The sequence below is a fragment of the Aurantimonas sp. HBX-1 genome, from assembly GCF_021391535.1.
Classification (GTDB): domain Bacteria; phylum Pseudomonadota; class Alphaproteobacteria; order Rhizobiales; family Rhizobiaceae; genus Aurantimonas.
Genome location: NZ_CP090066.1, coordinates 2395240 through 2416057 on the forward strand (window position 1 = coordinate 2395240; position 20818 = coordinate 2416057).

The window sequence follows — 20818 nt, forward strand, 5'->3', positions numbered from 1 at the left end:
AGGGAGTGGAGGATGGTGATCGCTGTAACCCGCACCGCCTTGGAAACTTGTGGGCCATCGCTGCACGGCGACGAGGAAGGCCGTGCAAGAGCCTAGTTACCGATGGCAGGGAACGAGCGGTCAGAGCGTGGTGCTGATCATCCGATTGTCGCGCCGCCGGACGGATATCGACGGGCTTGGCGATGAAGGCGGCGTCACGTGCCGAGCGGCCCTGCGGGCCTAGATCGGTCAGCCTAACCCGGCGCCGTCTCCGCGAGGGCCAAGTCCACGGCAGCCTCGGCGTGGATGGCCGTCGTGTCGAACAGCGGCACGGCGCTGTCCTCCGGGCCGACCAGCAGCATGATCTCCGTGCAGCCCAGGATCACCGCCTCTGCCCCGCGCTCCACCAGGCGGGCGATCACCCCGCGATAGGCCTGGCGCGAGGACGGCTCGACCCGACCCTGCACCAGTTCCTCGTAGATCACCCGGTGCACCAGCGCCCGGTCGTCGTCCTCCGGGACCAGCACCGCCAGCCCGTGCCGGTCGGCGAGCCGTCCCCTGTAGAAGTCCTGTTCCATGGTGAAGGCGGTTCCCAGCAGGCCGACCTTTCCGAAGCCGGCCGCCTTGATCCGCTCCGCCGTCGGGTCGGCGATGTGCAGCAGCGGCAGTTTGATGGCCGCCTCCACCTGGTCGGCCATGCGGTGCATCGTGTTGGTGCAGATCACCACGAAGTCCGCGCCGCCGCGCTCCAGACGTTGCGCCGCGGCGACCATCTCGGCGGCGGCGTCGTCCCAACGCCCGGCGTGCTGCAACGCTTCGATCTCGCCGAAGTCGAACGACCACATGAGGCAGCGCGCCGAACGCAGGCCGCCCAGTCGAGCGCGCACGGTCTGGTTGATGATACGGTAGTACTCGGTCGAACTTTCCCAGCTCATCCCGCCGATGAGGCCGATGACTTTCTGCGACACGTCATTCTCCAATCGGGCACCGCGGACGAACCGCCGCCAGCGTCTTCAGATCCCCGCATACCATTGGTAGCCGCGGTCTTCCCAGAAGCCGCCCCGGCCGCCCCACAGGCCGCTGAAGCTGTCGACGATCTCGATACGCATGACGTATTTGGCATGCTTGTAGCCAAGCTGCCTCTCCACCCGCAGCCGCAGCGGGGCGCCGTGCCCGACCGTGAGGTCCTGGCCGTTCATCGCGTAGGCGAGAATCGTCTGGGGATGGAACGCGTCGACCAGGTCGATGCTCTCGTAGTAGACGCCGCTGCCGTCGAGCGTCTTTTCCAGTTCGTCGGCGCAGTGGAAGACCACGAAGCGGGCATCCGGTTTCATCTCCGCGGCTTGCAGGATGAGGCCGAGTGGGGTGCCGGTCCACTGGCCGATCGCGCTCCAGCCCTCGACGCAGTCGTGGCGGGTGATCTGGGTGCGGGACGGGAGCTTCCTCAGGTCGGCCAGCGAGAATTCCATCGGCCGGTTCACCAGGCCGTCGACCTTCAATCGCCAGTCGGCAAATCCGTTCTCGTGGAGCGCGGCATATTCCTCGCTGTCGGGGCTTTGCGTGCCGTTGACCCGGAACGTCGGCGAGATGTCCGCCGCCGAAAACTCCCGCGCCAGGGTCTCCTGGCCGAGCAGCAGGCGCTGCGCCCCCATCGTCAGCTTCTCGGCCGATCGCAGCACTGCGTCGACGTCTTCGTTCTGCTCCAGGGCGTCGCAGCCGCCGAGCGCGAGCACGCCCGCGCCGAGCGTACCGCCGACGAGAAAGCGACGGCGTGTCAGAAGATCGGTCATGCGTCGTGTCCTTCCTTGCGGATGGCATAGCGGCCCGTGATCATCGAACGCATGTTGTTCCAGGGACCCGAGAGGATGACCATGGCGACATGGACGATGACGAAGAGGACGAGCAGCGATGCGGTGATGAAGTGAAGCGTCCGCGCCGACTGGCGCCCGCCGAAGATGTCGAGAAGGAACGGGAAGGCGGCGTCCATGCCGGGCGACATGGTCAGGCCCGTCAGGAGCATCAGCGGCAGCAATACGGCGATGACGGCGATGTAGGAGAGCTTCTGCAGCGCGTTGTAGTGCCGGGCATCGTCGCCCGACGGGAAGCGCAGGCGGGCATGGTTGACGATTTCCCGCCAGAGATGGCGCGGCGCGAGTTCGTGGCGATCCGGCGCCAGGTCACGGCGGAAATGCCGGCTCAAAAGCCCGTAGGCGAGATAGACGAGGCCGTTGATGAGGAAGGCCCAGGCGAAGAAGAAGTGCCAGCGCCGGCCGGCGGCGAGGTCCTGGTAGGACGGAATCGTCAGCCACCCCGGGAACGCCCGCGGGGTCAATTCGCCGTCCAGCCTCGAGAGGCCGAGGACCCCCGTCGTGGGCAGCGAGACATCGCCGATCTCCACGAAGCCCTCCGGCTCGCCGTTCCGTTCGCGCGCGCCGATCGTGACGAAGGCCGGATCGGCGTCGGCGCCGTACTGGCCCCAGTGAAGCCGCGGATAGGCGTTGAAGATCTGAAGCCCGCTCAGGAGCAGGAAGCTGAGGCACAGAACGTTCAGCCAGTGCGTCAGCCGCGTGACGACGGTGTGGCGCCGGGTGAGCACGGTTCTTGCGCGCGGCGCCGTCTGGGAATGTGGCGTATCCGTAGTCATCGGCATTGTCCCGAATGTTTGATGGATTGATCGACATCGAGGTGACTGCGACGTCCATCAGACGATGGCAGACCGGGCCAACCCGACGGGTTCTTGACTGGCATCGACGTGACGACCTTATCGGTTTCGGAGTGTTTACACCGTGAGGTAAAGTCTTCGCAGGCCCCGGCTCAGCGCCGCGCCCATGATCGATTCGTGGCTTTCTTCCGGATAGACATGTGCTTCGACGGAGAAGCTGCCCCCGACCCACCGACGCAGCAGTTGTTCCATGGCGAACATATCGCCGGGCACGTCGAGGCTTGTCATGGCGGAAGGTAGCAACTGCTTCATTTGATCTGGCAGTCTCGCAACCTGCGCACCGAAGCGCGCTTTGTTCTCGAGTTCCCCCACACACATATAAACGCGCGCGCCGGGTGCAGGCTTCGTGGCCACGGCCCGTTCGGCCGAGTGAAGCAACGCGCCGTCGTCCCACCAAAGCGACGGACTGACGGCCAGATAGCGACGAAACCTGTCCGGACGGCGCAGAAGCGCGTCGAGGACGAACAGACCTCCGAAGGATTGGCCTGTCAGGGTGACATCGTCGGAATCGATGGGAAGCGCATCGGCCAGCGCGGGAATCAGTTCGTCTTCGAGAAAAGCAAGAAACGGCTCGCTTCCGCCCGTCGGCATCCTCTCGCTCAGCCCTGTAAGGGCCGGCGTGGCCGCTTCGAAGGCAGGCCAGGTCGTCGGCGTGAGATCTCGATTGCGCCTCAGAACAAATGGCGGCTTTGCATCGAGGGGATAGCCGATACTGACCGTGAAGAGTGGTGGCAGGTCGAAGCCGATCGAGCAGCTTCGGACCGTACTGAGCAAGGAGCCAGCGCTCAGTTCGGCGTCAGTCGCGATCACCACCCCGAAGCGCTCCGACCCGGACGAGACCCGGGCAGGCGTGACGACGATGCGAAACACGTCGTCTACATGCTCTGGCTGCACCAGCCATACTTCACTGCCGGAGAAGAGCACGTCTTGCTGCTTGGAGATAATCTTCACCTTAAGCTCCAGATGGTTCTTGCACGACGAAGGCATATTCCAGGAATATGCTGGCCAATGCGTCCGGCGACCAAGGACGAGGGCCCGCGCCGCCCTCGCTGTGAATGCGGCGCATCCGTTGTCACCAGGCCGGTCCGAAAGTCTTGCCTGTACGATCGGCAAGTAAGGGGCCTGGCATCCACCGGCCTGGCAATGCAGGGCAAACCCGGCCGGTGGACTTTCGGCTCACATCGGCGGGACGACGCCGTTGGCGCCGACGACGACCTGCTGCGCGGCGATGGCGCCGCCGGCATCCTTGTCGCCGGAGACGAAGACGGCCGCGCCCGGCTTCAGGTCGGCCTGCGTGGCCGGAGCCAGGGTGACGACGGGCGTGCCATCGGGAACCGCGATCTTCTTCTCCTTGCCGTGGTAGGTCACGGTCACGGTCCGGCCGTCGACGCCCTTGACGGCGTCCGCGACGGTGGCGTTGGTCATCGTGCTGTCGGGCTTGAGATCCCACCCGAAGCTGCCCTCCCCGGTGCCCTTCAGCGCCGCCGGGAAGATCAGCACCTCGAGCGCCCCATCGCCGCCGTTCTTGGTCGGCAGCGAAGCGATACCGACGTAGTCGCCGGGCTTGATGTCGCCGACGGCCGCCTGGGCGACGCTCGAGAGCATCCATCCCTTCGCGAGGTCGATGGTGACGGTCTCGCCTTCGCGAGTCTTCACCGTCAAGGCATTGCTGTCCGCATCGACGACGGCGCCGCGCACGCGAACCGCCTCTGCGGCAGCGCTCTGGATGAAGGCTGGCAGACCAAGCGGTAGTGCGAGCGTGGCGATTGCCAGGATCGCGGGCACAGATTTCCGAAACATGACGTCTCCTTAATATCTGTTCGTAGGTGGTTGGTGGGCGCGTAAGGAATGGCTTTCGTGCGCGCCCCGCGCGAAAGCCAATGCGAAGCCGGCGGCGCTGCCTATCCGAGGGCGGTCGCCGGCATTGGCTCGGGAGAAGTGAAGCTCGTGGAGCGCGAGAGCGCATCCCAGGCGGCCATTTCAGCCTTCATGCTCTCCAGCTTCTGCTCGACCAGAAGCAAGGCATCATCCCCGAGGAACAGCCGAACCGGCGGCTCCGGAGCATCGATCAACGCAAGCAGCGCCTGGGCGGCCCTGGCCGGATCGCCCGGTTGACTTCCGCTCTTTGCCTGCCGGGCGGCGCGGATCGGATCGATGACCGCGTCGTAGTCCGGGATGCTGCGGGCAGCACGATCCATGGAACGTCCAGCCCATTCGGTTCGGAACTGGCCCGGAGCAAGGGCCGTCACGCGGATCCCGAAGCCCGCCACCTCCTTGCCGAGGGCTTCGGATATACCTTCCAGAGCGAACTTGCTGCCGCAATAAAAGGTAATGCCGGGCAGCGTGATGAAGCCGCCCATGGACGTGACGTTGACGATGTGGCCGCGGCGCCGCTCGCGCATTCCGGGCAACACCGCCTTCATCATCGCCACCGGGCCGAAGACGTTGGCCGCGAACTGTCGCTGAAGGTCGTCCATGGAGGACTCCTCCAGCGCGCCCTCTTGGCCATAGCCGGCATTGTTCACCAGCACCTCGACCGGACCGGCCATTCGCTCGGCCTCGGCAACGGCCGCAGGAACGGCGTCGAAATCGGTGACGTCCAGCAGAATCGGGTGGGCGCGCTCCGGCGCCAGGGCAGCGAAATCCCCGGCGTCGGTTTGCCGCCGCACCGTGCCGACAACGCTGTGGCCTGCCGCCAGTGCCCCCGCTGCGAAGGCGCGCCCGAGGCCAGAACTGACGCCGGTGATCAGAAAGGTTTTGCGATCGGCATTTGCCATGGTCTAACTCCAGGCTATGACAATAACTATATCATGATATAGATAATTTTATGACCCGTGACAAGACCCGTCCAACCGCTCCCAATGTCAGAGGCGAACCGCTGCGCCAGAACGTGCTCGATGCCGCGGAACGGCTGCTCCACGAGGGCAAGGCCAACTTCTCGATGCGCGACCTGGCGGCCGAGGCCGGCGTCAGCTTCGCGACGCCGTTTAATCAGTTCGGCAACAAGGCCGCGCTCATGCACGCACTCGCAGCCCGGCGGATCGAGACGGTGGTGGAGCGTTTTGCCGAGCGGCAGCCGCCGCCGCTGGCGGCCGACCGCGTGTTGCTGGCCATCGACATTGCCATCGCCGGCATCCTCGAGAAGCCGGAGGTCAACCGCGTGGTGATGGGGTGGATAGGGACCTCCGGGCCCGCCCCCGGAAACATTCTCGCGCAGTCGAAAGCCTTGTGGGTAATGGCGCTGGGCGACGGGGACGGTCTACCCGAAGCCTACAGAGAGCGGACGTTGCGGTTCCTGCCGGGGCAACTCGCGTTCGGCTTCCGAGGCGTGCTGTCCTTCTGGACGGCTGGCGAATTGCCGGACGACGCGCTCGCCATGCAGGCACGAGAGGTTGCCGAGACCTTGCTGCGGGGCCTCACAAACCCCGGCGCCGACTGTCACCCGTGAGCCTATGGCGCTTTCGGGCGCGTGGAGATTTGCGCCGCCCACAACAGGACGTTTCAGACTATCGGATAAGGGCGCCGGAGTTAGAAGCCACGGTTCACCTCGACCCCACGGCCATTCAGCGATCTTCGCTGCCCTCCCGCGCTACCCGCGAAAGAGCGGAATGCCGATCCCCGCACCGGCTCGACCTGCGACCCGGATCGAGCCGTTCTCGTTCGGTCAGGCATCGTATCCTGCCGCTCGCAGGATCAACTTCGCCACCTCGTCGGGATGGGAAATCGGCGAAACGTGGCTTGATGCCAACTCGACCGTCGAAGCGCCCATCCGCTTCGCCATGAAGCGTTGCAGCCCGGGATCGATGACCCGGTCCTCGGCTGACACTGCATAGAAGGAGGGCTTGGACCGCCACGCGGCCTGACTGACTTTACCCAACGTCAACTCTTTGCGAAAGGGCCACTGCGCCGCGTAAAGCACCCTGGCCTTCTCCGGCGGCAGGTCGGGTGCGAAATCATGCAGAAAGGCTTCCTCGGTCAGTCGCCCCTCGTCGCCGTCAAACACGATGCCCGCCGCTGCGGGCGCCGCAGGAAACCGCCTGGCAAGCATGGTGTAGTCCTCGCCGGCATCCGGCGCCCGGGCCGCCACGTAGACCAGCGCGGAGACGTTCGGCGCGCTCCCTGCCTCGGTGACGATCATGCCCGAGAACGAGTGTCCGACGAGGACGGTCGGCCCCTCCTGGCGGGCGAGGACTCGGCGACACGCATCCACCGCCTCGGGTAGCGTCGTGAGCGGGTTCTGGACCGAGGTCACGTTGAGTCCGCGGCCTTGCAAGCGGCCGATCACGTCGGCCCAGGATGAGCCGTCAACGAACAGTCCGTGGACGAGGACGACGTTGCGAGCCTTTCCGGGGCGAGATTGCGCCCCGAGTGCGACCCCGGGCACGAGAGGAGCTGCCAACGCTGCCGCGAGCGTGACCATCACGGTTCGGCGATCGATTTCCATGTTCCAATGCTCCTTCGAAGTGGAAGGGACTTCGTCTGGCGACATTCGCTTGCGGGCGGCCCACGCGACGCGGCAGCCGCCGTGATCAGAGCGGGGTACCGATGCTGCGCGACACCGTGGCGTCGGTGAAGCGGGGGACATCCGCCATCACCGCCTCGGTTTCCGCGGATGCGAGCGCGGCATGGACCGCGGCCTCATCGCGAAACCTGTAGATCCCCACGGAGACATCCTCTGCATCCGCGTCGCGGGGAAAGAAGGCGGCAGCGCTTTCCAGTCCGTGCCGCTGCCAGCACGCGAGCGCCAGCGGTAGATGAACGTCGACATAGTGGTCGCGATCGAAATAAGTGCCGCCGCTGCATGTCACGATCAGTGTTGCGTGTGCCATGGACCAGCATTTGGCCGGTTCAGCGTTGATAGTAAACTTACAGAAACGTACGTTGCTTGTTCATTTATGTCAGTATTGGATGGATGGGGCCGATGGATTGGAGCGATGTCCGCATTTTCCTCGCCGTGGCGCGGACGGGATCACTGGGGGCCGCTGCCCGGGCGCTGCGGTTGAGCCATCCGACGATCGGCAGGCGCGTACGCGCCCTGGAAGAGGCGACCGGCCAGACCTTGTTCCAACGAACCGCCGATGGCTTCATTCTGACGGAGGAGGGGAATGCTATTCTAGCGCTCGCCGAGCAGATGGAGGAAAGCGCGCTGGCCATGGAGAGGCGGCTGGCGGGGCAGGAACAGAACCTGCAGGGGAGCCTGCGCATCTCCTCCGCTGATTGGTTTGGGGCCTACGTCCTGCCTCCGATCCTCGCCGACTATACCCGAGCCTATCCGAACGTAGACATCGAAGTTCTGACGGGAACCCGTCTGTTCAGCCTGGCGCACCGCGAGGCCGACATCGCCTTCCGGATCGTGCCCTTCAACAATGCGGACGTCGTGCAGCGAAAGCTCGTCCACCTCGACTATGGCGTGTACGTCGCTTTGGGCGCCGCGGACCCGATCTACCGGGATGGAGCTGGGTTTCGCCTCATCACCCACGACACCTCGACCGGGCAGTTCCCCGACATCGACTGGCTCATGGAAGCCTTCCCGAACGCCCAGCCGCTGATGCGGTCGAACAATCGCAACGTGCAAGGGCATATGTCCAAGCAAGGCATCGGCATTGCCGTCCTGCCGCAGGTCGTCGGCGATCAGATCATCGGCCTGCGCCGACTTGAACTGCCCGAGAAGCCGCCGGGCCGCGATATCTGGATGGGCTACCATCGGGATCTGAAGCACCTCCAGCGCTTGCGAGCCTTCATCACGACCGTGACGGATCACATCTCTCGTATGCAAGCCTGACTCTGTCTGGGAGACCGCCCTGATCCATTCCCGATCCCTGGCTCGGCGCCTGGTTCCGGGCGCCGGACGTGACAGCTTCCGAGACCACGGCAATGGCAACGGGTTCGTCGACGCTAAAGGCAAGCTGGGTCTGAGGTGATGGCCAATGGATGGAGGACTCCTTCGCCGTCGTGCGCGAAAAGCTCTTCCCAGACGTCGTCGAGCTCCGAACAGATCTGACCGCGTGATGTGCGGAATCGTCAGTACTCGCAACGAAAATGTACGCCTACTTCGCCGTATCGAATGATCCTCGGCGTTCGATCGGAGAAGAAGATGCACATTGGTTTCATCGGGCTAGGCAGCATGGGAAGGGCCTTGGCCCGCAACCTCATCAAGGCCGGCCACGATGTCAGCGCGTGGAACCGCTCGGCGTTGGAGCCGGAGGCAGCACATGGGATTACGATCGTCGACGGGCCCGAAGAAGCCTTTCAGGCGGAAGTGGTCTTCACGATGCTGTCGGACGACGCTGCGATCCGGGGGGTGGTGCTCGAGGGCGCGCTCCTCGATGGCGCACGCGCCGGGCTGATCCATGTGGTCACCTCCACCATCTCTATCGCCTTCGCAGAAGAGCTCGCGGCGCGGCATGACGAGGCCGGCATCGGCTTCGTGTCGGCGCCGGTCCTGGGGCGACCGGATGTCGCCGCCAGGGGTGAGCTGAACGTGCTGGTCGGCGGCAAGGCGGACGCCGTCGCAGCCGTCGAACCGTTGCTCGCCGTGCTCGGCAGGAAGGTCTGGCAGCTCGGCGAGATCCCGGCTCAGGCAAATGCGGCCAAAATCGCGGCCAACATGATGATCGCCATGGCGATCGAGGCCATGGCGGAAGGCGTCGTACTGACCGAGAGCGTCGGCCTTGGACGCGCGCGATTCTTCGAGATGATCCTGGGGACGCTCTTCGCCGGGCGCGCCTATGAAAGCTATAGCGCGCAGATCACCGAAGGGGCGTTCCAGCCAGGCTTCAAGGCCAGGCTCGGGCTCAAGGACCTGCGACTGGCGACCGAGGCAGGCAGCGCGACGGGACGCAGCCTGCCGATGCTCGACGCGGTGCGGGAGCGATTGAGCGAGGCCGTCTCGGCTGGGCTCGGCGAGCGGGACTGGTCGGTCATGGCCGACGTCACAATGAGCGGCGGCGACCCTTCGCCGATACCCGCGGCCACAAAGGAGAAGCACCCATGAAGACCTGGCTCATCACCGGCTGTTCGAGCGGCTTCGGCCAGCGCCTGGCGATCGCCGCCGCGGATCGTGGCGACCAGGTCGTCGCGACGGCACGCGATCCCCGGTCCATCGAGGACATGGCCGCAGCCTATGGCGGCCGCATGATCGCGCTGCCGCTGGACGTGACCGATGCCGCGTCTGCGGCTTCGGCCGTCGCAGGCGCCGAGGCGGCGTTCGGCGGGTTGGACATCCTCGTCAACAACGCCGGCTATGGCCTGTATGGCGCGGTCGAGGAAGGGGCGCCCGACGAGTATCGCCCGATGTTCGACGTGAACGTTTTCGGCCTGATCGAAACGACAAAGGCGGCCCTCCCCGCTCTGCGAAGCCGCGGCGGGACGATCGTCAATTTCTCGTCCGGTGCGGGCATCGCCGGCGGCGGTGGCAGCGGCTATTATAACGCCGCGAAATTCGCGGTCGAAGGCGTGTCGGAAGCCCTTGCGGACGAGCTCCAGCCGTTCGGCATCCGCGTGATCATCGTCGAACCCGGCCCTTTCCGCACCGAATTCCTCGGCCGGTCGATCACCATGGCGGCGAGGCAGATGCCCGAATATGCCGCGAGCTCCGGCAAGCGGCGACGCTACCGCGAAACCAACGACGGCAGCCAGGCCGGCGATCCCGACAAGGCGGTCGCCGTGATCCTGCAAGCGGTCGACGCTGATGAGCCGCCGCTGCATCTGCCGCTCGGCCCCGTGGCTTACGCGATCGCCGAACGAAAGCTTGCGGCGTTCAAGGCAGACATGGACGCGTGGCGCGATATCGCGATCGACACGGATTTTGATCCGGCATGAAGGCCGACCTTCGCCCGCATTCCCCTGTTCCGGAGCAAAATCATGATCGCGGCTTTGAACGGATTCACCCAGCAGATGATCGCGGCGAACGGCGTCAAGATCAACGCTGTCACCGGCGGTGAGGGCCCGCCGATCGTTCTGATCCATGGCTTCCCCCAGACTTGGTGGGAGTGGCACCATGTCATGCCGTTGCTGGCCGCGCGGTTCAGCGTGGTCGCCGTGGACCTTCGCGGTGCGGGCTTTTCGGAATGCCCGCTGGATGGTTACGACAAGGCGACGCTGGCGCATGACGTTCATGCGGTCATGAACGCGCTGGGGCATCAGCGCTACGCGGTATGCGGGCATGACATCGGCGGTATGGTCGCACTGGCGCTGGCGGCAACGCACCGGGACGCGGTTTCCCATTTGGCGATACTCGACGTGCCGCTTCCGGGGTGGAGCGAATGGGAAGTGACCGTCGCCAGGCTGTGGCACTTCGCGTTCCATATGAATCGGGACCTGCCGGAGCGTCTGATCTACGGCCGCGAGTATGATTATGTATCTGCATTCATCGCGGAGCGGATCTACGACCATAACAGCTATGATCCGGCCGACATCGACATCTATGCCAGGGCTCTGGCCCTTCCCGGGCGCACACGCGGCGGCATGGAATGGTATCGCAGCCTCGATGCCGATCATGCGGCCGCGCTCGAATATAAGAAGCAACCACTCGATATGCCGGTTCTGGCGCTGGGCGGCGACCAGCGGTTCGGCTCACGCATGGTACCGATGCTCGAGGAGTTCGCGACCAACGTGACCGGCGGCGCGATAGAACGGTGCAGCCACTATGTCCCGGACGAGCGACCGAACGAGGTCGCCTCCGCCCTGATCGGGTTTCTTTCCGCCCGTTGAGAACGCCCCGCCTGCGGGCGCGCAACGGCGCGATCCGTCCGGAAGCGTCGGACGATGCCCGGTTCAGAGCCGGCCGTCCGCAGCAACAAACCTGTCCAGAAAAAGGAGACTATCATGACCGCATCGACGATACGCGGCGTCAATCATATCGGCATCACCGTGCCCGATATCGAAGCTGCAACGGCATTCTTGATCGAGGCGTTCGGCGGCCAACTGATCTATCAGTCCTTCGGGCCGAACGATCCGCCGCGCCAGGGACCCGAGTTCGAGCGGGCGGTGGGAGCCTTCCCGGGGACGGTCGTGCGGGGACAGGCGATGGTGAAGATCGGGACCGGGCCGGACATCGAGCTCTTTGAGATGCACGGGCCCGAACAGGCGCAACCCGTCCGGGCGAGCGACTTCGGCATCACCCATTTCGGCGTCTACACCGACGATATCGATGCGGCTGTAGAGCGCTTCGAACAAGCCGGCGGCACCGCGCTTACCGGGCCGCGAGCTATCCCCTACAAGACTGAAAAAGGCCACGGGAACAAAGTTTGCTACTGTCGTATGCCGTGGGGAACGACGATCGAATTCATCACGACGCCTGACCAAATGGCGTATCATGACCAGACTGATCTTCGCAGGTGGCAGGACGACGATTAAGCTAAGCTGGAATCTCCTGCTGGTGCCGGGCATCTTGCCACGGCGACAGACTTGCACTCGGCGCTTGCGGTCGAAAGGAAACCGTCCCCTTCTAGGGCCATGGACAGAAAAAGCTGCCGGCTAGCGCTGGAGCCAAGTCGCGGCAACGCCTCCAATACAGGGCAGCCGCAAGCGGGCATTGCATCGGCGCCCCATCGACCACAATCGCATCATTGCCTTAGTCCGCGTGCTGATCAAAGTATGCGGAGACTTTTCGATGGCAGGATGAAACCGTGCCCCGACCGCATGTTCGTTCCGCCACCAACTCAGACGTTCTCGCCATTACAGCCTTAGTGGACGATGCCTACGGCTGTTATGTGGAGCGCATGGGGCGTGAGCCCGCACCGATGACCGAAGACTACGGGCGGCTTGTCGGCAGCGGTTGCGTGTGGGTTCTGGTGATGGACGAGGAGGTCGGAGGTCTTATCGTTCTGCGACGGGAAGCCGACCATGTTCTAGTCAGCAATGTCGCGGTCGGGCGTGCACATCAGGGCCGGAGTTTCGGAAGAAGGCTCCTGGACTATGCTGAAGCGTATGCCCGCCAAGGCGGCTACGACGAGCTGCGCCTCTACACTAACGAGTTGATGCACGAGAACCTTAGGATTTACGAGAGACTGGGATGGGAGGAGTACGATCGCGCAGAACAGGACGGCTTTCGCCGCGTGTTCATGCGCAAGCGGCTCGACCTTAGCTTATCCGGGACAGCGGTCGGTTAATCCCGTCAGGGTTTGCGGATTGTCCGCTTCAGGTCCCCGTAAGGGTCCTGACAAAGCGCACCGTCCTGGGATCCGAAGGATGGCGGAACATCCGGTCGGGCGGCCCCTGCTCGACGATGTCGCCGTCCTCGAGGAATGCGACTTGATGGGCGATCCTGTCGGCGAGACGGAGGTCGTGGGTCGCCAGCTATCTCGCCGGCACCCTCCGCGGGTTGCTCTCGACCTGGGTGACGTTCACGCCTTGCTTCCTGTGGATCTTCCTCGGCGCGCCGTTCATGGAGCGCCTGCGCGGCAACCAGGCGGTCTACGGCGCTCTCGCGGCGATCACGGCGGCGGTGGTCGGGGTGAGCCTGAACCTAGGCGTCTGGTTTGGGATGCACGTCCTCTTCCGAAAGGTTGATGAAGTTCAAACGGGTCCGCTTTCGCTTGATGTTCCAATCCTTTCGAGCGTCGACCCCGTCGCCCTCCTGCTGTTTGTCGCAGCCACTCTCGCCCTGTTCCGACTCCACATCGGTATCCTGCCGACTCTCCTGGGAGCCGCGGGTGCGGGAGCGCTCTGGCATCTCGCAGGGGATTTGATCTGAGACGGCTCAAAAGCTCAACATGCGGTCGCTTGCCGGTCGTCGACGCCAGAAAGCTGCCTGTCCGCAATCCACCCAAATCGGAAATAATTTCTGATTGCCGGAACGGGCCGAAGGGAGACCGTCCGGTCCGGAGCCACGGACGACAAAAGCCGCCGTTCAGTTCTCGACCCAACTGACTTCCAGCCAACATTGATGGCGACCTATCAGCGGAACTTTGGAAAAGTTGCGCACGGATCCGCTCAATAGCGGCAGCGGCCTCATTCGGTCGCGCTGCGAAACCCTCTGTTTCCCGAACTTCTTTCGAGCCGATGTCACAACGCGGGACCGCCGTCTCGTCTCATCTTCGAGCGAGCACGATGAAGCTGACGTCTCGCTGACAGCAAGGAAGCCAACCGCATCCCGTGGCGGGCATTCACCAGCTTTCGGATCGAGATCCCACCATGTTGAAGAAACTACTCCTCATCGCCATTGTGCTGACGGGTGCTCCCGCAGCCTCAGCGCATGATACCACCGGAGGCGGAGCGAAGATCTCCGTCGTGTTCGACCAGCCGCTGCCGAACGTGCCCGGCAAGAGCATGAAGGGCCTTCTGGTCGAGTATGGACCGGGACAGTCGTCTCCCGCCCACACGCATCCGAGCTCCGCGTTCATTTATGCCACAGTGCTGGAAGGCGCCATCCGCAGCCAGGTGAACGATGGTCCGGTCGTGACCTACAAGGCGGGCGATAACTTCTCGGAGATGCCCGGCGACCGCCACGGCGTCAGCGCCAATGCCAGCGACACGCAGCCGATGAAGCTCCTCGCCGTCTTCGTGGTCGATAGCGACGAAACCGAGCTGACGACGATCACTCCGCACTGACCAGGCGAGCGTGACGTCGAGGCGTTCCCCTGCCCGAACTCGCTGCTTTTTCCCACCCCATGTCACAAACGCCGATGCGGCCTCGTCTTGTGAGAGAGCCCGCATCTTCATCAAGGACACCGACAATGACATCTCGCGTCAAAAACCCATTCAAGGTTGCCCCCGAAGCCGTAAAGGCCATGATGGCACTTGAGACGACGCTGCACTCCAGCGGACTCGAGCACTACCTCCTCGAACTTGTGAAGCTCAGGGCCTCGCAGATCAACGGATGCGCGTTCTGCATCCACATGCACACGACCGACCTTCGCTCGCATGGAGAAACGGAGATGCGTCTGTACATGCTGAGCGCATGGCGGGAGTCCTCCCTCTACACGGACCGCGAGCGCGCTGCCTTGGCATGGACGGAGGCGCTGACCCGGATATCCGAGACAGGCGCTCCGGACGCGGACTACGAGTTGTTCAAGGCGCAGTTCACCGAGGTCGAGCAGGTGAACCTGACGTTCGCGATCGGCACGATCAACGTCTGGAACCGCCTCCAGGTCGGCTTCCGTCAGCCGCATCCCGCGGAAGCGTCCCGTGCCGCTGCCTGACGACAGCACCGATGTCTTCGAGGCGCACCGGCCGCGGCTGGTGCGTCTTGCCTATCGGATGCTGGGCTCAAGGGCCGAGGCCGAGGACGTCGTTCAGAATGCCTGGATGCGCTGGCAGGCGAGCGACCGGAGCCGGGTGACCACTCCGGAAGCCTTCCTGTCGCGCATCGTCACGAGGCTCTGCCTCGACGAGATGAAGTCGGCGCGTGCCCGTCGCGAGACCTATGTCGGCTCCTGGCTCCCAGAACCCATCGTCGACGGCGTACAAGACGAGGTAGACGAGGACGACCTGACGCTGACCTTAATGATGGCCCTCGAAAGACTGTCCCCGCTGGAACGGGCCGCGTTCCTCTTGCACGACGTGTTCGGCATGCCGCTGAATGAGGTGGCGACAACCCTCGACCGAGAGTCGGCATCCGTACGCCAGCTCGCGGTTCGGGCCCGGCGCCACGTTCAAACGGCACGTCCCCGCTACCCGGTGGAACGCGAGGAGGGGGACAGGATTGCCCGCGCCTTCTTCGCGGCTTCCACGAGCGGCGATGTCGCGGCTCTTCAGGCCATGCTTGCCGAGACGGTCGTGCTCCGGGCCGATGGCGGCGGGAAGGTCTCCGCCTTCCTCAATCCCATTGTCGGATTGGAAAAGATCCTGCGGCTGTACGAAGGCCTCCGCCGCAAGTTCGGCGTGGATTGGGCAGACATGGTCGAGCCGATCTGGATCGACGGCCTGCCCGGATACGTGAGCCGCGAACGGGGCAAGGTCCTCCAGACCACCGCTCTCGCCATCGAGAACGGCAAGATCACGGGCATCTACATTACCCGCAATCCCGACAAGCTGCGCCACATCGCGCAAGGGTTAGCGGCTGTGCCCGATGACCAAGGGCGCGCCCAATGACATTCGGATGCTGACGCTTGAAACGCCTAGGTCGCAACAAAAGGATTCGCATTCCACGTGCGGGCGTCGTGAGCCAAGAGGTCCTCCCCTCCATCGAGGCTGACGGACCTTCACCGTCTCCAGCAGTGGTCGACACTGGAACGCCGTTCCGGCGTACGACGCGGCTTGCCCCCTTCACCCCGAACTCGGAGTTCCACATGAAGATCGTTGTGATCGGAGGCAGCGGCCTCATCGGAAGCAAGGTCGTCCGACGGCTCGCTGCACGCGGTCATCAGCCGCTCGTCGCGTCGCCGAGCCGCGGCATCGACCCTACGACGGGCGCAGGACTGGCCGATGCGTTGAAGGGCGCGGATGTCGTGGTCGACGTTTCAAACTCGCCCTCCTTCGAGGACGCGGCCGACCGAAATCAGGAATAATTTCCGATTGCCGGAAGGGGCCGTAAGCAGACGTTCAGCTTTCGGGCAAAGCAGTCGAAAAGCTGCCCTTGCGCGGCGTCCGATAGGTCGCCTCGGCGGGAGCGGTGCGGTCGGCATCAGCGCCGCCGCGCACGCCAGCCCGCGAGTGAATCTGCGAACGGGGGCTCGTCGCTGAGATCGTGCGATGGGCCACGCTCATGACCCCGCTCTTATCGCTCTTTGATAGGCATCTGGACACCATTTCGCTCGCGCGGTGATGGCGACAACGTCCGATTATGTCTTTTCGGTTAACTTCCGGCTGCCCGTCAGACAGGGTCCCCGAACGGCGGATCGCCGGCAAGCGCGACCTTGCCGGAGCCGGGCGTTGCAGCAAGGTAGTGCCGGACGCTCGGGTCGTGCTCACCCACCTGGAAGCGTCGGACCTCCGAATGGATGTCGATGTCAGCCAGCGAGGTGCGACGGTGCTGACGCAGATGTTCCGCCCAAGACTCGGTCATGAACCATTCCAGGAACACGCTGGGATCGGCGGCATCCTCGGTGATGCCCCAGTTGAATGCCCCGTCCCGCAACCGCGTCTTGGCGAGTTTCGAGATCGCGGCGAGGAACGGTTCCCGATTGGTCGGATCGATCCGGTATTCGATCTGGATGAGGACGGGTCCCCGGTCCCCGACAACCGGGGCCGCGACGACGGGTTCGGGCCAATGATTGGATGGTGCCAGGTCATCGTCCCCTGAAGGCAGCGGGATGCTACGGGCGAACAAGGCGGCCGCGACGAGGGCGCATGCTGAGATCAGCAGCGTCCACTTGATGCCGACCTCCTGCGCGACCAGGCCCCAGAGGATACTGCCGCCCGCCATCGCGCCGTTGAACACCATGAGGTAGACGGCCAGTCCCCGCCCCCGCACCCAGTTCGGCAGGACCGCCTGGGCCGTCGCGTTGAGCGTGGTGAGGGCTGCGATCCAGGCCCCGCCCATCGCGAGAAGGATGACGACGGCGGACCACCGCGGCGGCGAGAGCGCGAGAGTGGCCGATGCGGCCGCGATCACGAGCGCTGCGCCGAGCATCACCCCGTCGGCGCCCAAACTGGCCCGTATCCGCGGCAACACCGTTGCGCCCAGGATCGCTCCCGCTCCGATGGAGCCGAGCAGTAGCCCGTAGAATGACGCGCCGCCTCCCAGAAGCTGACGCGCGATCAGCGGCAGGAGCGCCCAGATGGCGCTGGCGAAGGCGAAGAAGAACAGGGCGCGCCAGAGCACGACATGCAGTTCCCGGCTGTGGCGGGCATAACGATAGCCCGCACGCATGGCGCCCCCGAAGCTCTCGGCCAGGCCGTCGTCCACGCCGGGCGCGCGCTTCCACCAGACAAGGGCGGCGATGACGAGGGCGTAGCTCACCACGTCGACACCATAGGTCACCGCGGCCCCGACGGTGGCGATGAGGAGCCCGCCGACCGCTGGTCCTATGGCGCGGGCGATGTTGATGCCCAGCGAGTTCAGGGCCACCGCACCTTTCAGTTCCGAGCGAGGAACCAGTTCGGGCACGATGGACTGCCAGGTCGGGCCCATCAGTGCCGCCCCGATCCCGCCGACGAACGTCAGTGAGAGGAGTGCCGGAACCGACATCAGCCCGGTCAGCGCGAGGATGCAAAGCGTGAGGCTGACGGCGCCGAGCATGAGCTGGATCGCGATGAGGAAGCGTCGGCGGTCGAGGATGTCGGACAGGACGCCGGCGGGTATCGAAAGCAGGAAGATCGGCAGCGTGCCGGCCGCCTGGATCGCCGCGACGGCGGCCGGGGAAGCCGAAAGATCGGTGACGAGCCAGCCGCTCGCCACATCGCGCATGAAGGTTCCGGTGTTGCCCATCACGGTCGCCGCCCAAAGGACCGCGAAGACGGTATGGCGCAGCGGCGCGAAGGTGCTCGGGGACGATTCAGAGGCGGCGGGAACGGTCGTCACTGCGGTGCCTCCTGGCGTTCCAGGTCGAACCACGCGACCAGCAGCAGCGCGCCGATCAGTCCGATATGCTCGAAGAAGGCGTTGGTGGCGGCAAAACGCTCGGGCGGCGCCATCTCCCAGAAGCGGTTCGCGAGCAGGGTCGCAACGAGCGTGAAGGCCGACAGCGCCAACGCACCGAGCCAGCGGTAGATCCCGGCCAGCACCATCATCGACGCGACGAGTTCCAGCGCGATCGTGCACGCTGCGAAAAGAGGCGCCGGCTCCAGCCCGAAATGTTGCATTTCGGCCAAGACGCCGGGCCAGTCGAACGCCTTCTGCAAGCCCCCTTGAAGATAGGCGGAGCAGAGCCCGAGCAACGCCAGCCAACGGACGACCGGACGGGACAGGAGGGAATGCACGGCCCGCCCTGCACCATCGGCCGCGCGCGTCAGGATGAACGGCGCGGCCACGTCAGACCGCCCAGCAGGCGCAGCCGAGAGCGCCCCAGAAGCTTCGATTGTCCGCGACCGGGACGGATGCTCCCCAAGCAGCCGCGTGGGCGTGTTCATGCAGGGAGCAGAGGCTCGCGCATCCGCAACCTGTCGCCATCTCGGCGTATTTCGTCCCGAGCGAGGCGCGGCGCTGCTGGTAGCCCCCGAAGGTTGCCACAGGCGACCAGTCGGGCATCGGGGGCGGCAGGTCGGGAGCCAGGTCGGCGAACTCGTCGGCACCATGAACGGGGCGCCCGCCAAGAATGGTCAGGACGGACGCAATGTCCTGGATGCGTTCCTCCGGGACTGCGAAGTAGTCGTCACTCAGCACCGCAAGATCGGCCAACTGCCCGGCGGCGATCTGGCCCTTCTTTCCGACCTCGCCCGAGAACCAGGTGTTCTCGTGCGTCCACAGGCGAAGAGCCGTCTCGCGGTCGAGGCGGTTGGCGGACGGGTAGAGCGTCAGGCTCCCCAACGTCCTGCCGGTTACAAGCCAGGCCAGGGATACCCACGGGTTATAAGAGGCGACGCGGGTCGCGTCGGTGCCCGCGCCGACACGAACCCCCATCTCGAGCATGCGGGCGACGGGCGGCGAGCGTCCGGCGGCCTGCTCTCCGTAGCGCTCGACGAAATATTCCCCCTGGAAAGCCATGCGGTGCTGGACGGCGATGCCGCCGCCGAGCCTTGCCACACGCTCGATGTTCCAGTCGCTGATGGTTTCCGCGTGGTCGAAGAACCAGTTGAGGCCCTCGAACGGCACGTCGCGCGCGACGTTCTCGTAAACGTCCAGCGCACGGGAGATCGTCTCGTCGTAGGTGGCGTGGAGACGCCACGGCCAACGGTTTTCGGCCAGAAGCCGGATGACCGGCTCGAGGTCGGCCTCCATGCTGGGCGGCATCTCCGGCCGCTCGACGCGGAAGTCCTCGAAGTCCGCAGCGGAATAAACCAGCATCTCGCCGGCGCCGTTCGCGCGGTAAAAGTCATCCCCCTGACCCGGCACGACCTGTCTGGACCACTGGGCGAAATCCGCCAGTTCGTCCTTCGGCTTCTGCGTGAACAGGTTGTAGGCGATGCGCACCGTGAGGAGGTTCTCCCGATGCAGTTCATCGATGATGGCGTAGTCGTCCGGGTAGTTCTGGAAGCCGCCCCCGGCGTCGATCACGCCGGTGACCCCGAGACGGTTCACCTCGCGCATGAAGTGCTGCGTTGAATTCTTCTGATACTCCTTCGGCAGCTTGGGTCCCTGCGCCAGCGTCGAGTACAGGATGGTCGCGTTGGGCTGGGCCAGCAGGAGGCCGGTGGGGTTGCCGGCGCCGTCGCGGACGATCTCCCCTCCCGGAGGATTGGGCGTATCGCGGGTGTAGCCGACGACCCGCAGGGCCGCGCCGTTCAGGAGCGCCCGGTCATAAAGGTGCAGGATGAAGACCGGCGTGTCCGGCGCCACCGCGTTGATCTCGTCGAGTGTCGGCAGCCGTTTCTCTGCGAACTGGTGCTCGGTGAAACCACCGACGACGCGAACCCATTGCGGCGGCGGTGTGCTGGCGACCTGGCGTTTCAGCATCTCCATCGCCTGGGCGAGCGAGCGGACGCCGTCCCAACGCAGTTCCATGTTGTAGTTCAGCCCGCCCCGGATGATGTGCATGTGGCTGTCGATCAACCCGGGCACGACGCGGCGGCCGCCGAGGTCGACGGTCGGCGTTCGGGGCCCGGCCAGCGCCATGACCTCGTCGTCCGCGCCGACATGGAGGAACCGGCCCTCTCGTATCGCGATCGCGCTGGCCTGCGGATTCGAACGGTCGAGCGTCGTCACCTTGCCGCCGCGAAGCACGAGGTCCGCATACTGGTCCATGCCCTGCGCTCCTGCCGTGAGGGACGTTAGAGGCCCTGCCGCCGCCGCGGCCATTCCGATCATGACGTCGCGACGCGTGGTCATCCGAGCACCCTCATTCTGCGTCCGGGATTTGGGAGTCCTGCTTGATGGCCGTGCCAGGAAGTTCGCCGAACACGTGACCGCGGCAGCCAGCCTGATCGACCGCTTCGCGAAATCCGCATCCGACGATCATCTGCCGCGCGACCGGCACAATCTGCTCGCCGAGGAGGATGCCGAGCAGTCCGATCAGCGCCACCACCGGCGGCGCGGGAGACCGTACGGCGAGGAGGCTGTAGACGACGCCGACGAGGAGGCCTGCGCCCAGCGATGCGAGGTACAGCTTCATGTCCGGGGTCCCGTGGCTTCGACGT

At 64.9% G+C, this 20818-nt stretch carries 23 protein-coding genes and 2 pseudogenes; 12 read left to right on the plus strand and 13 right to left on the minus strand.

Annotated elements, in window-relative coordinates; genetic code table 11:
- Positions 1-233: 233 nt before the first annotated feature.
- From LXB15_RS11320 to LXB15_RS11345, 6 genes are all read right to left on the minus strand, one after another.
- A complete protein-coding gene (locus LXB15_RS11320) occupies positions 234-947 on the minus strand; it encodes an aspartate/glutamate racemase family protein (RefSeq protein ID WP_255696587.1) in 714 nt (237 codons plus the stop codon).
- 45 nt (positions 948-992) lie between these two features.
- Complete coding sequence (locus LXB15_RS11325) at positions 993-1769, minus strand: molybdopterin-binding protein (protein WP_233948562.1); 777 nt, start codon at positions 1767-1769, stop codon at positions 993-995.
- Positions 1766-2623 carry a cytochrome b/b6 domain-containing protein gene (locus LXB15_RS11330; RefSeq protein WP_233948563.1) on the minus strand — a complete coding sequence of 286 codons (858 nt, stop codon included), beginning with the start codon at positions 2621-2623 and terminating at the stop codon, positions 1766-1768. Before LXB15_RS11330 ends, LXB15_RS11325 begins: the two co-directional genes overlap by 4 nt.
- Before the next feature lie 135 nt (positions 2624-2758).
- On the minus strand, positions 2759-3652 hold the full coding sequence (locus tag LXB15_RS11335; protein ID WP_233948564.1) for an alpha/beta hydrolase: 894 nt from the start codon (positions 3650-3652) through the stop codon (positions 2759-2761).
- 225 nt (positions 3653-3877) lie between these two features.
- Complete coding sequence (locus LXB15_RS11340) at positions 3878-4501, minus strand: hypothetical protein (RefSeq protein ID WP_233948565.1); 624 nt, start codon at positions 4499-4501, stop codon at positions 3878-3880.
- A gap of 101 nt (positions 4502-4602) precedes the next feature.
- Positions 4603-5478, minus strand: a complete 876-nt coding sequence (locus LXB15_RS11345) for an oxidoreductase (RefSeq protein ID WP_233948566.1) — start codon at positions 5476-5478, stop codon at positions 4603-4605.
- Between the two features lie 50 nt (positions 5479-5528).
- Here LXB15_RS11345 and LXB15_RS11350 point away from each other — a divergent pair, with 50 nt between their 5' ends.
- Positions 5529-6149: a TetR/AcrR family transcriptional regulator gene (locus LXB15_RS11350; RefSeq protein ID WP_233948567.1), complete on the plus strand. Its 621-nt coding sequence runs from the start codon at positions 5529-5531 to the stop codon at positions 6147-6149.
- Between the two features lie 216 nt (positions 6150-6365).
- Here the strand turns inward: LXB15_RS11350 and LXB15_RS11355 are convergent, their stop codons facing one another.
- Positions 6366-7145, minus strand: a complete 780-nt coding sequence (locus tag LXB15_RS11355) for an alpha/beta fold hydrolase (protein ID WP_233948568.1) — start codon at positions 7143-7145, stop codon at positions 6366-6368.
- 85 nt (positions 7146-7230) lie between these two features.
- Positions 7231-7530 carry an EthD family reductase gene (locus LXB15_RS11360; RefSeq protein ID WP_233948569.1) on the minus strand — a complete coding sequence of 100 codons (300 nt, stop codon included), beginning with the start codon at positions 7528-7530 and terminating at the stop codon, positions 7231-7233.
- 92 nt (positions 7531-7622) lie between these two features.
- Between LXB15_RS11360 and LXB15_RS11365 the strand changes: the two genes are divergently transcribed.
- The 11 genes and pseudogenes from LXB15_RS11365 to LXB15_RS11415 form a co-directional block, all read left to right on the plus strand.
- The gene (locus tag LXB15_RS11365; protein WP_233953136.1) at positions 7623-8483 is read left to right on the plus strand and encodes a LysR family transcriptional regulator; all 861 of its coding nucleotides are present in this window, start codon (positions 7623-7625) and stop codon (positions 8481-8483) included.
- 312 nt (positions 8484-8795) lie between these two features.
- On the plus strand, positions 8796-9695 hold the full coding sequence (locus LXB15_RS11370) for an NAD(P)-dependent oxidoreductase (protein ID WP_233948570.1): 900 nt from the start codon (positions 8796-8798) through the stop codon (positions 9693-9695).
- Entirely contained in the window at positions 9692-10522 is an 831-nt protein-coding gene (locus tag LXB15_RS11375) for an oxidoreductase (protein ID WP_233948571.1), read from the plus strand. Before LXB15_RS11370 ends, LXB15_RS11375 begins: the two co-directional genes overlap by 4 nt.
- 42 nt (positions 10523-10564) lie before the next feature.
- The gene (locus LXB15_RS11380) at positions 10565-11413 is read left to right on the plus strand and encodes an alpha/beta fold hydrolase (RefSeq protein WP_233948572.1); all 849 of its coding nucleotides are present in this window, start codon (positions 10565-10567) and stop codon (positions 11411-11413) included.
- A 114-nt stretch (positions 11414-11527) separates the two neighbouring features.
- On the plus strand, positions 11528-12058 hold the full coding sequence (locus LXB15_RS11385) for a VOC family protein (RefSeq protein WP_233948573.1): 531 nt from the start codon (positions 11528-11530) through the stop codon (positions 12056-12058).
- Between the two features lie 332 nt (positions 12059-12390).
- Positions 12391-12813 (plus strand): GNAT family N-acetyltransferase, encoded by a 423-nt coding sequence (locus tag LXB15_RS11390; RefSeq protein WP_255696853.1) that lies wholly within the window; start codon positions 12391-12393, stop codon positions 12811-12813.
- Between the two features lie 191 nt (positions 12814-13004).
- Positions 13005-13397: pseudogene (locus tag LXB15_RS11395) on the plus strand (chromate transporter); the annotation flags it as partial.
- 443 nt (positions 13398-13840) lie between these two features.
- Positions 13841-14254 (plus strand): cupin domain-containing protein, encoded by a 414-nt coding sequence (locus LXB15_RS11400; RefSeq protein WP_370640222.1) that lies wholly within the window; start codon positions 13841-13843, stop codon positions 14252-14254.
- 125 nt (positions 14255-14379) lie between these two features.
- Complete coding sequence (locus LXB15_RS11405; protein WP_233948576.1) at positions 14380-14844, plus strand: carboxymuconolactone decarboxylase family protein; 465 nt, start codon at positions 14380-14382, stop codon at positions 14842-14844.
- Positions 14831-15736, plus strand: coding sequence for a sigma-70 family RNA polymerase sigma factor (locus LXB15_RS11410; protein ID WP_233948577.1), 906 nt, complete (start codon positions 14831-14833; stop codon positions 15734-15736). The genes LXB15_RS11405 and LXB15_RS11410 overlap by 14 nt, the downstream gene beginning before the upstream one ends.
- Positions 15737-15933: 197 nt before the next feature.
- Positions 15934-16134, plus strand: a pseudogene (locus tag LXB15_RS11415) (NAD-dependent epimerase/dehydratase family protein); the annotation flags it as partial.
- 52 nt (positions 16135-16186) lie between these two features.
- On the opposite strand, the gene LXB15_RS11420 reads toward LXB15_RS11415, so the two are convergent.
- The 5 genes from LXB15_RS11420 to LXB15_RS11440 all read right to left on the minus strand — a co-directional run bounded on the left by LXB15_RS11420 (position 16187) and on the right by LXB15_RS11440 (position 20793).
- Entirely contained in the window at positions 16187-16351 is a 165-nt protein-coding gene (locus LXB15_RS11420) for a hypothetical protein (RefSeq protein ID WP_233948578.1), read from the minus strand.
- Between the two features lie 106 nt (positions 16352-16457).
- Complete coding sequence (locus LXB15_RS11425) at positions 16458-18107, minus strand: MFS transporter (protein ID WP_233948579.1); 1650 nt, start codon at positions 18105-18107, stop codon at positions 16458-16460.
- Complete coding sequence (locus LXB15_RS11430; protein ID WP_370640091.1) at positions 18104-18556, minus strand: DoxX family protein; 453 nt, start codon at positions 18554-18556, stop codon at positions 18104-18106. The genes LXB15_RS11425 and LXB15_RS11430 overlap by 4 nt, the downstream gene beginning before the upstream one ends.
- A gap of 1 nt (position 18557) precedes the next feature.
- Positions 18558-20510, minus strand: coding sequence for an amidohydrolase (locus tag LXB15_RS11435; protein WP_233948580.1), 1953 nt, complete (start codon positions 20508-20510; stop codon positions 18558-18560).
- A gap of 10 nt (positions 20511-20520) precedes the next feature.
- The gene (locus tag LXB15_RS11440) at positions 20521-20793 is read right to left on the minus strand and encodes a DUF1427 family protein (RefSeq protein ID WP_233948581.1); all 273 of its coding nucleotides are present in this window, start codon (positions 20791-20793) and stop codon (positions 20521-20523) included.
- Positions 20794-20818 lie beyond the last annotated feature (25 nt).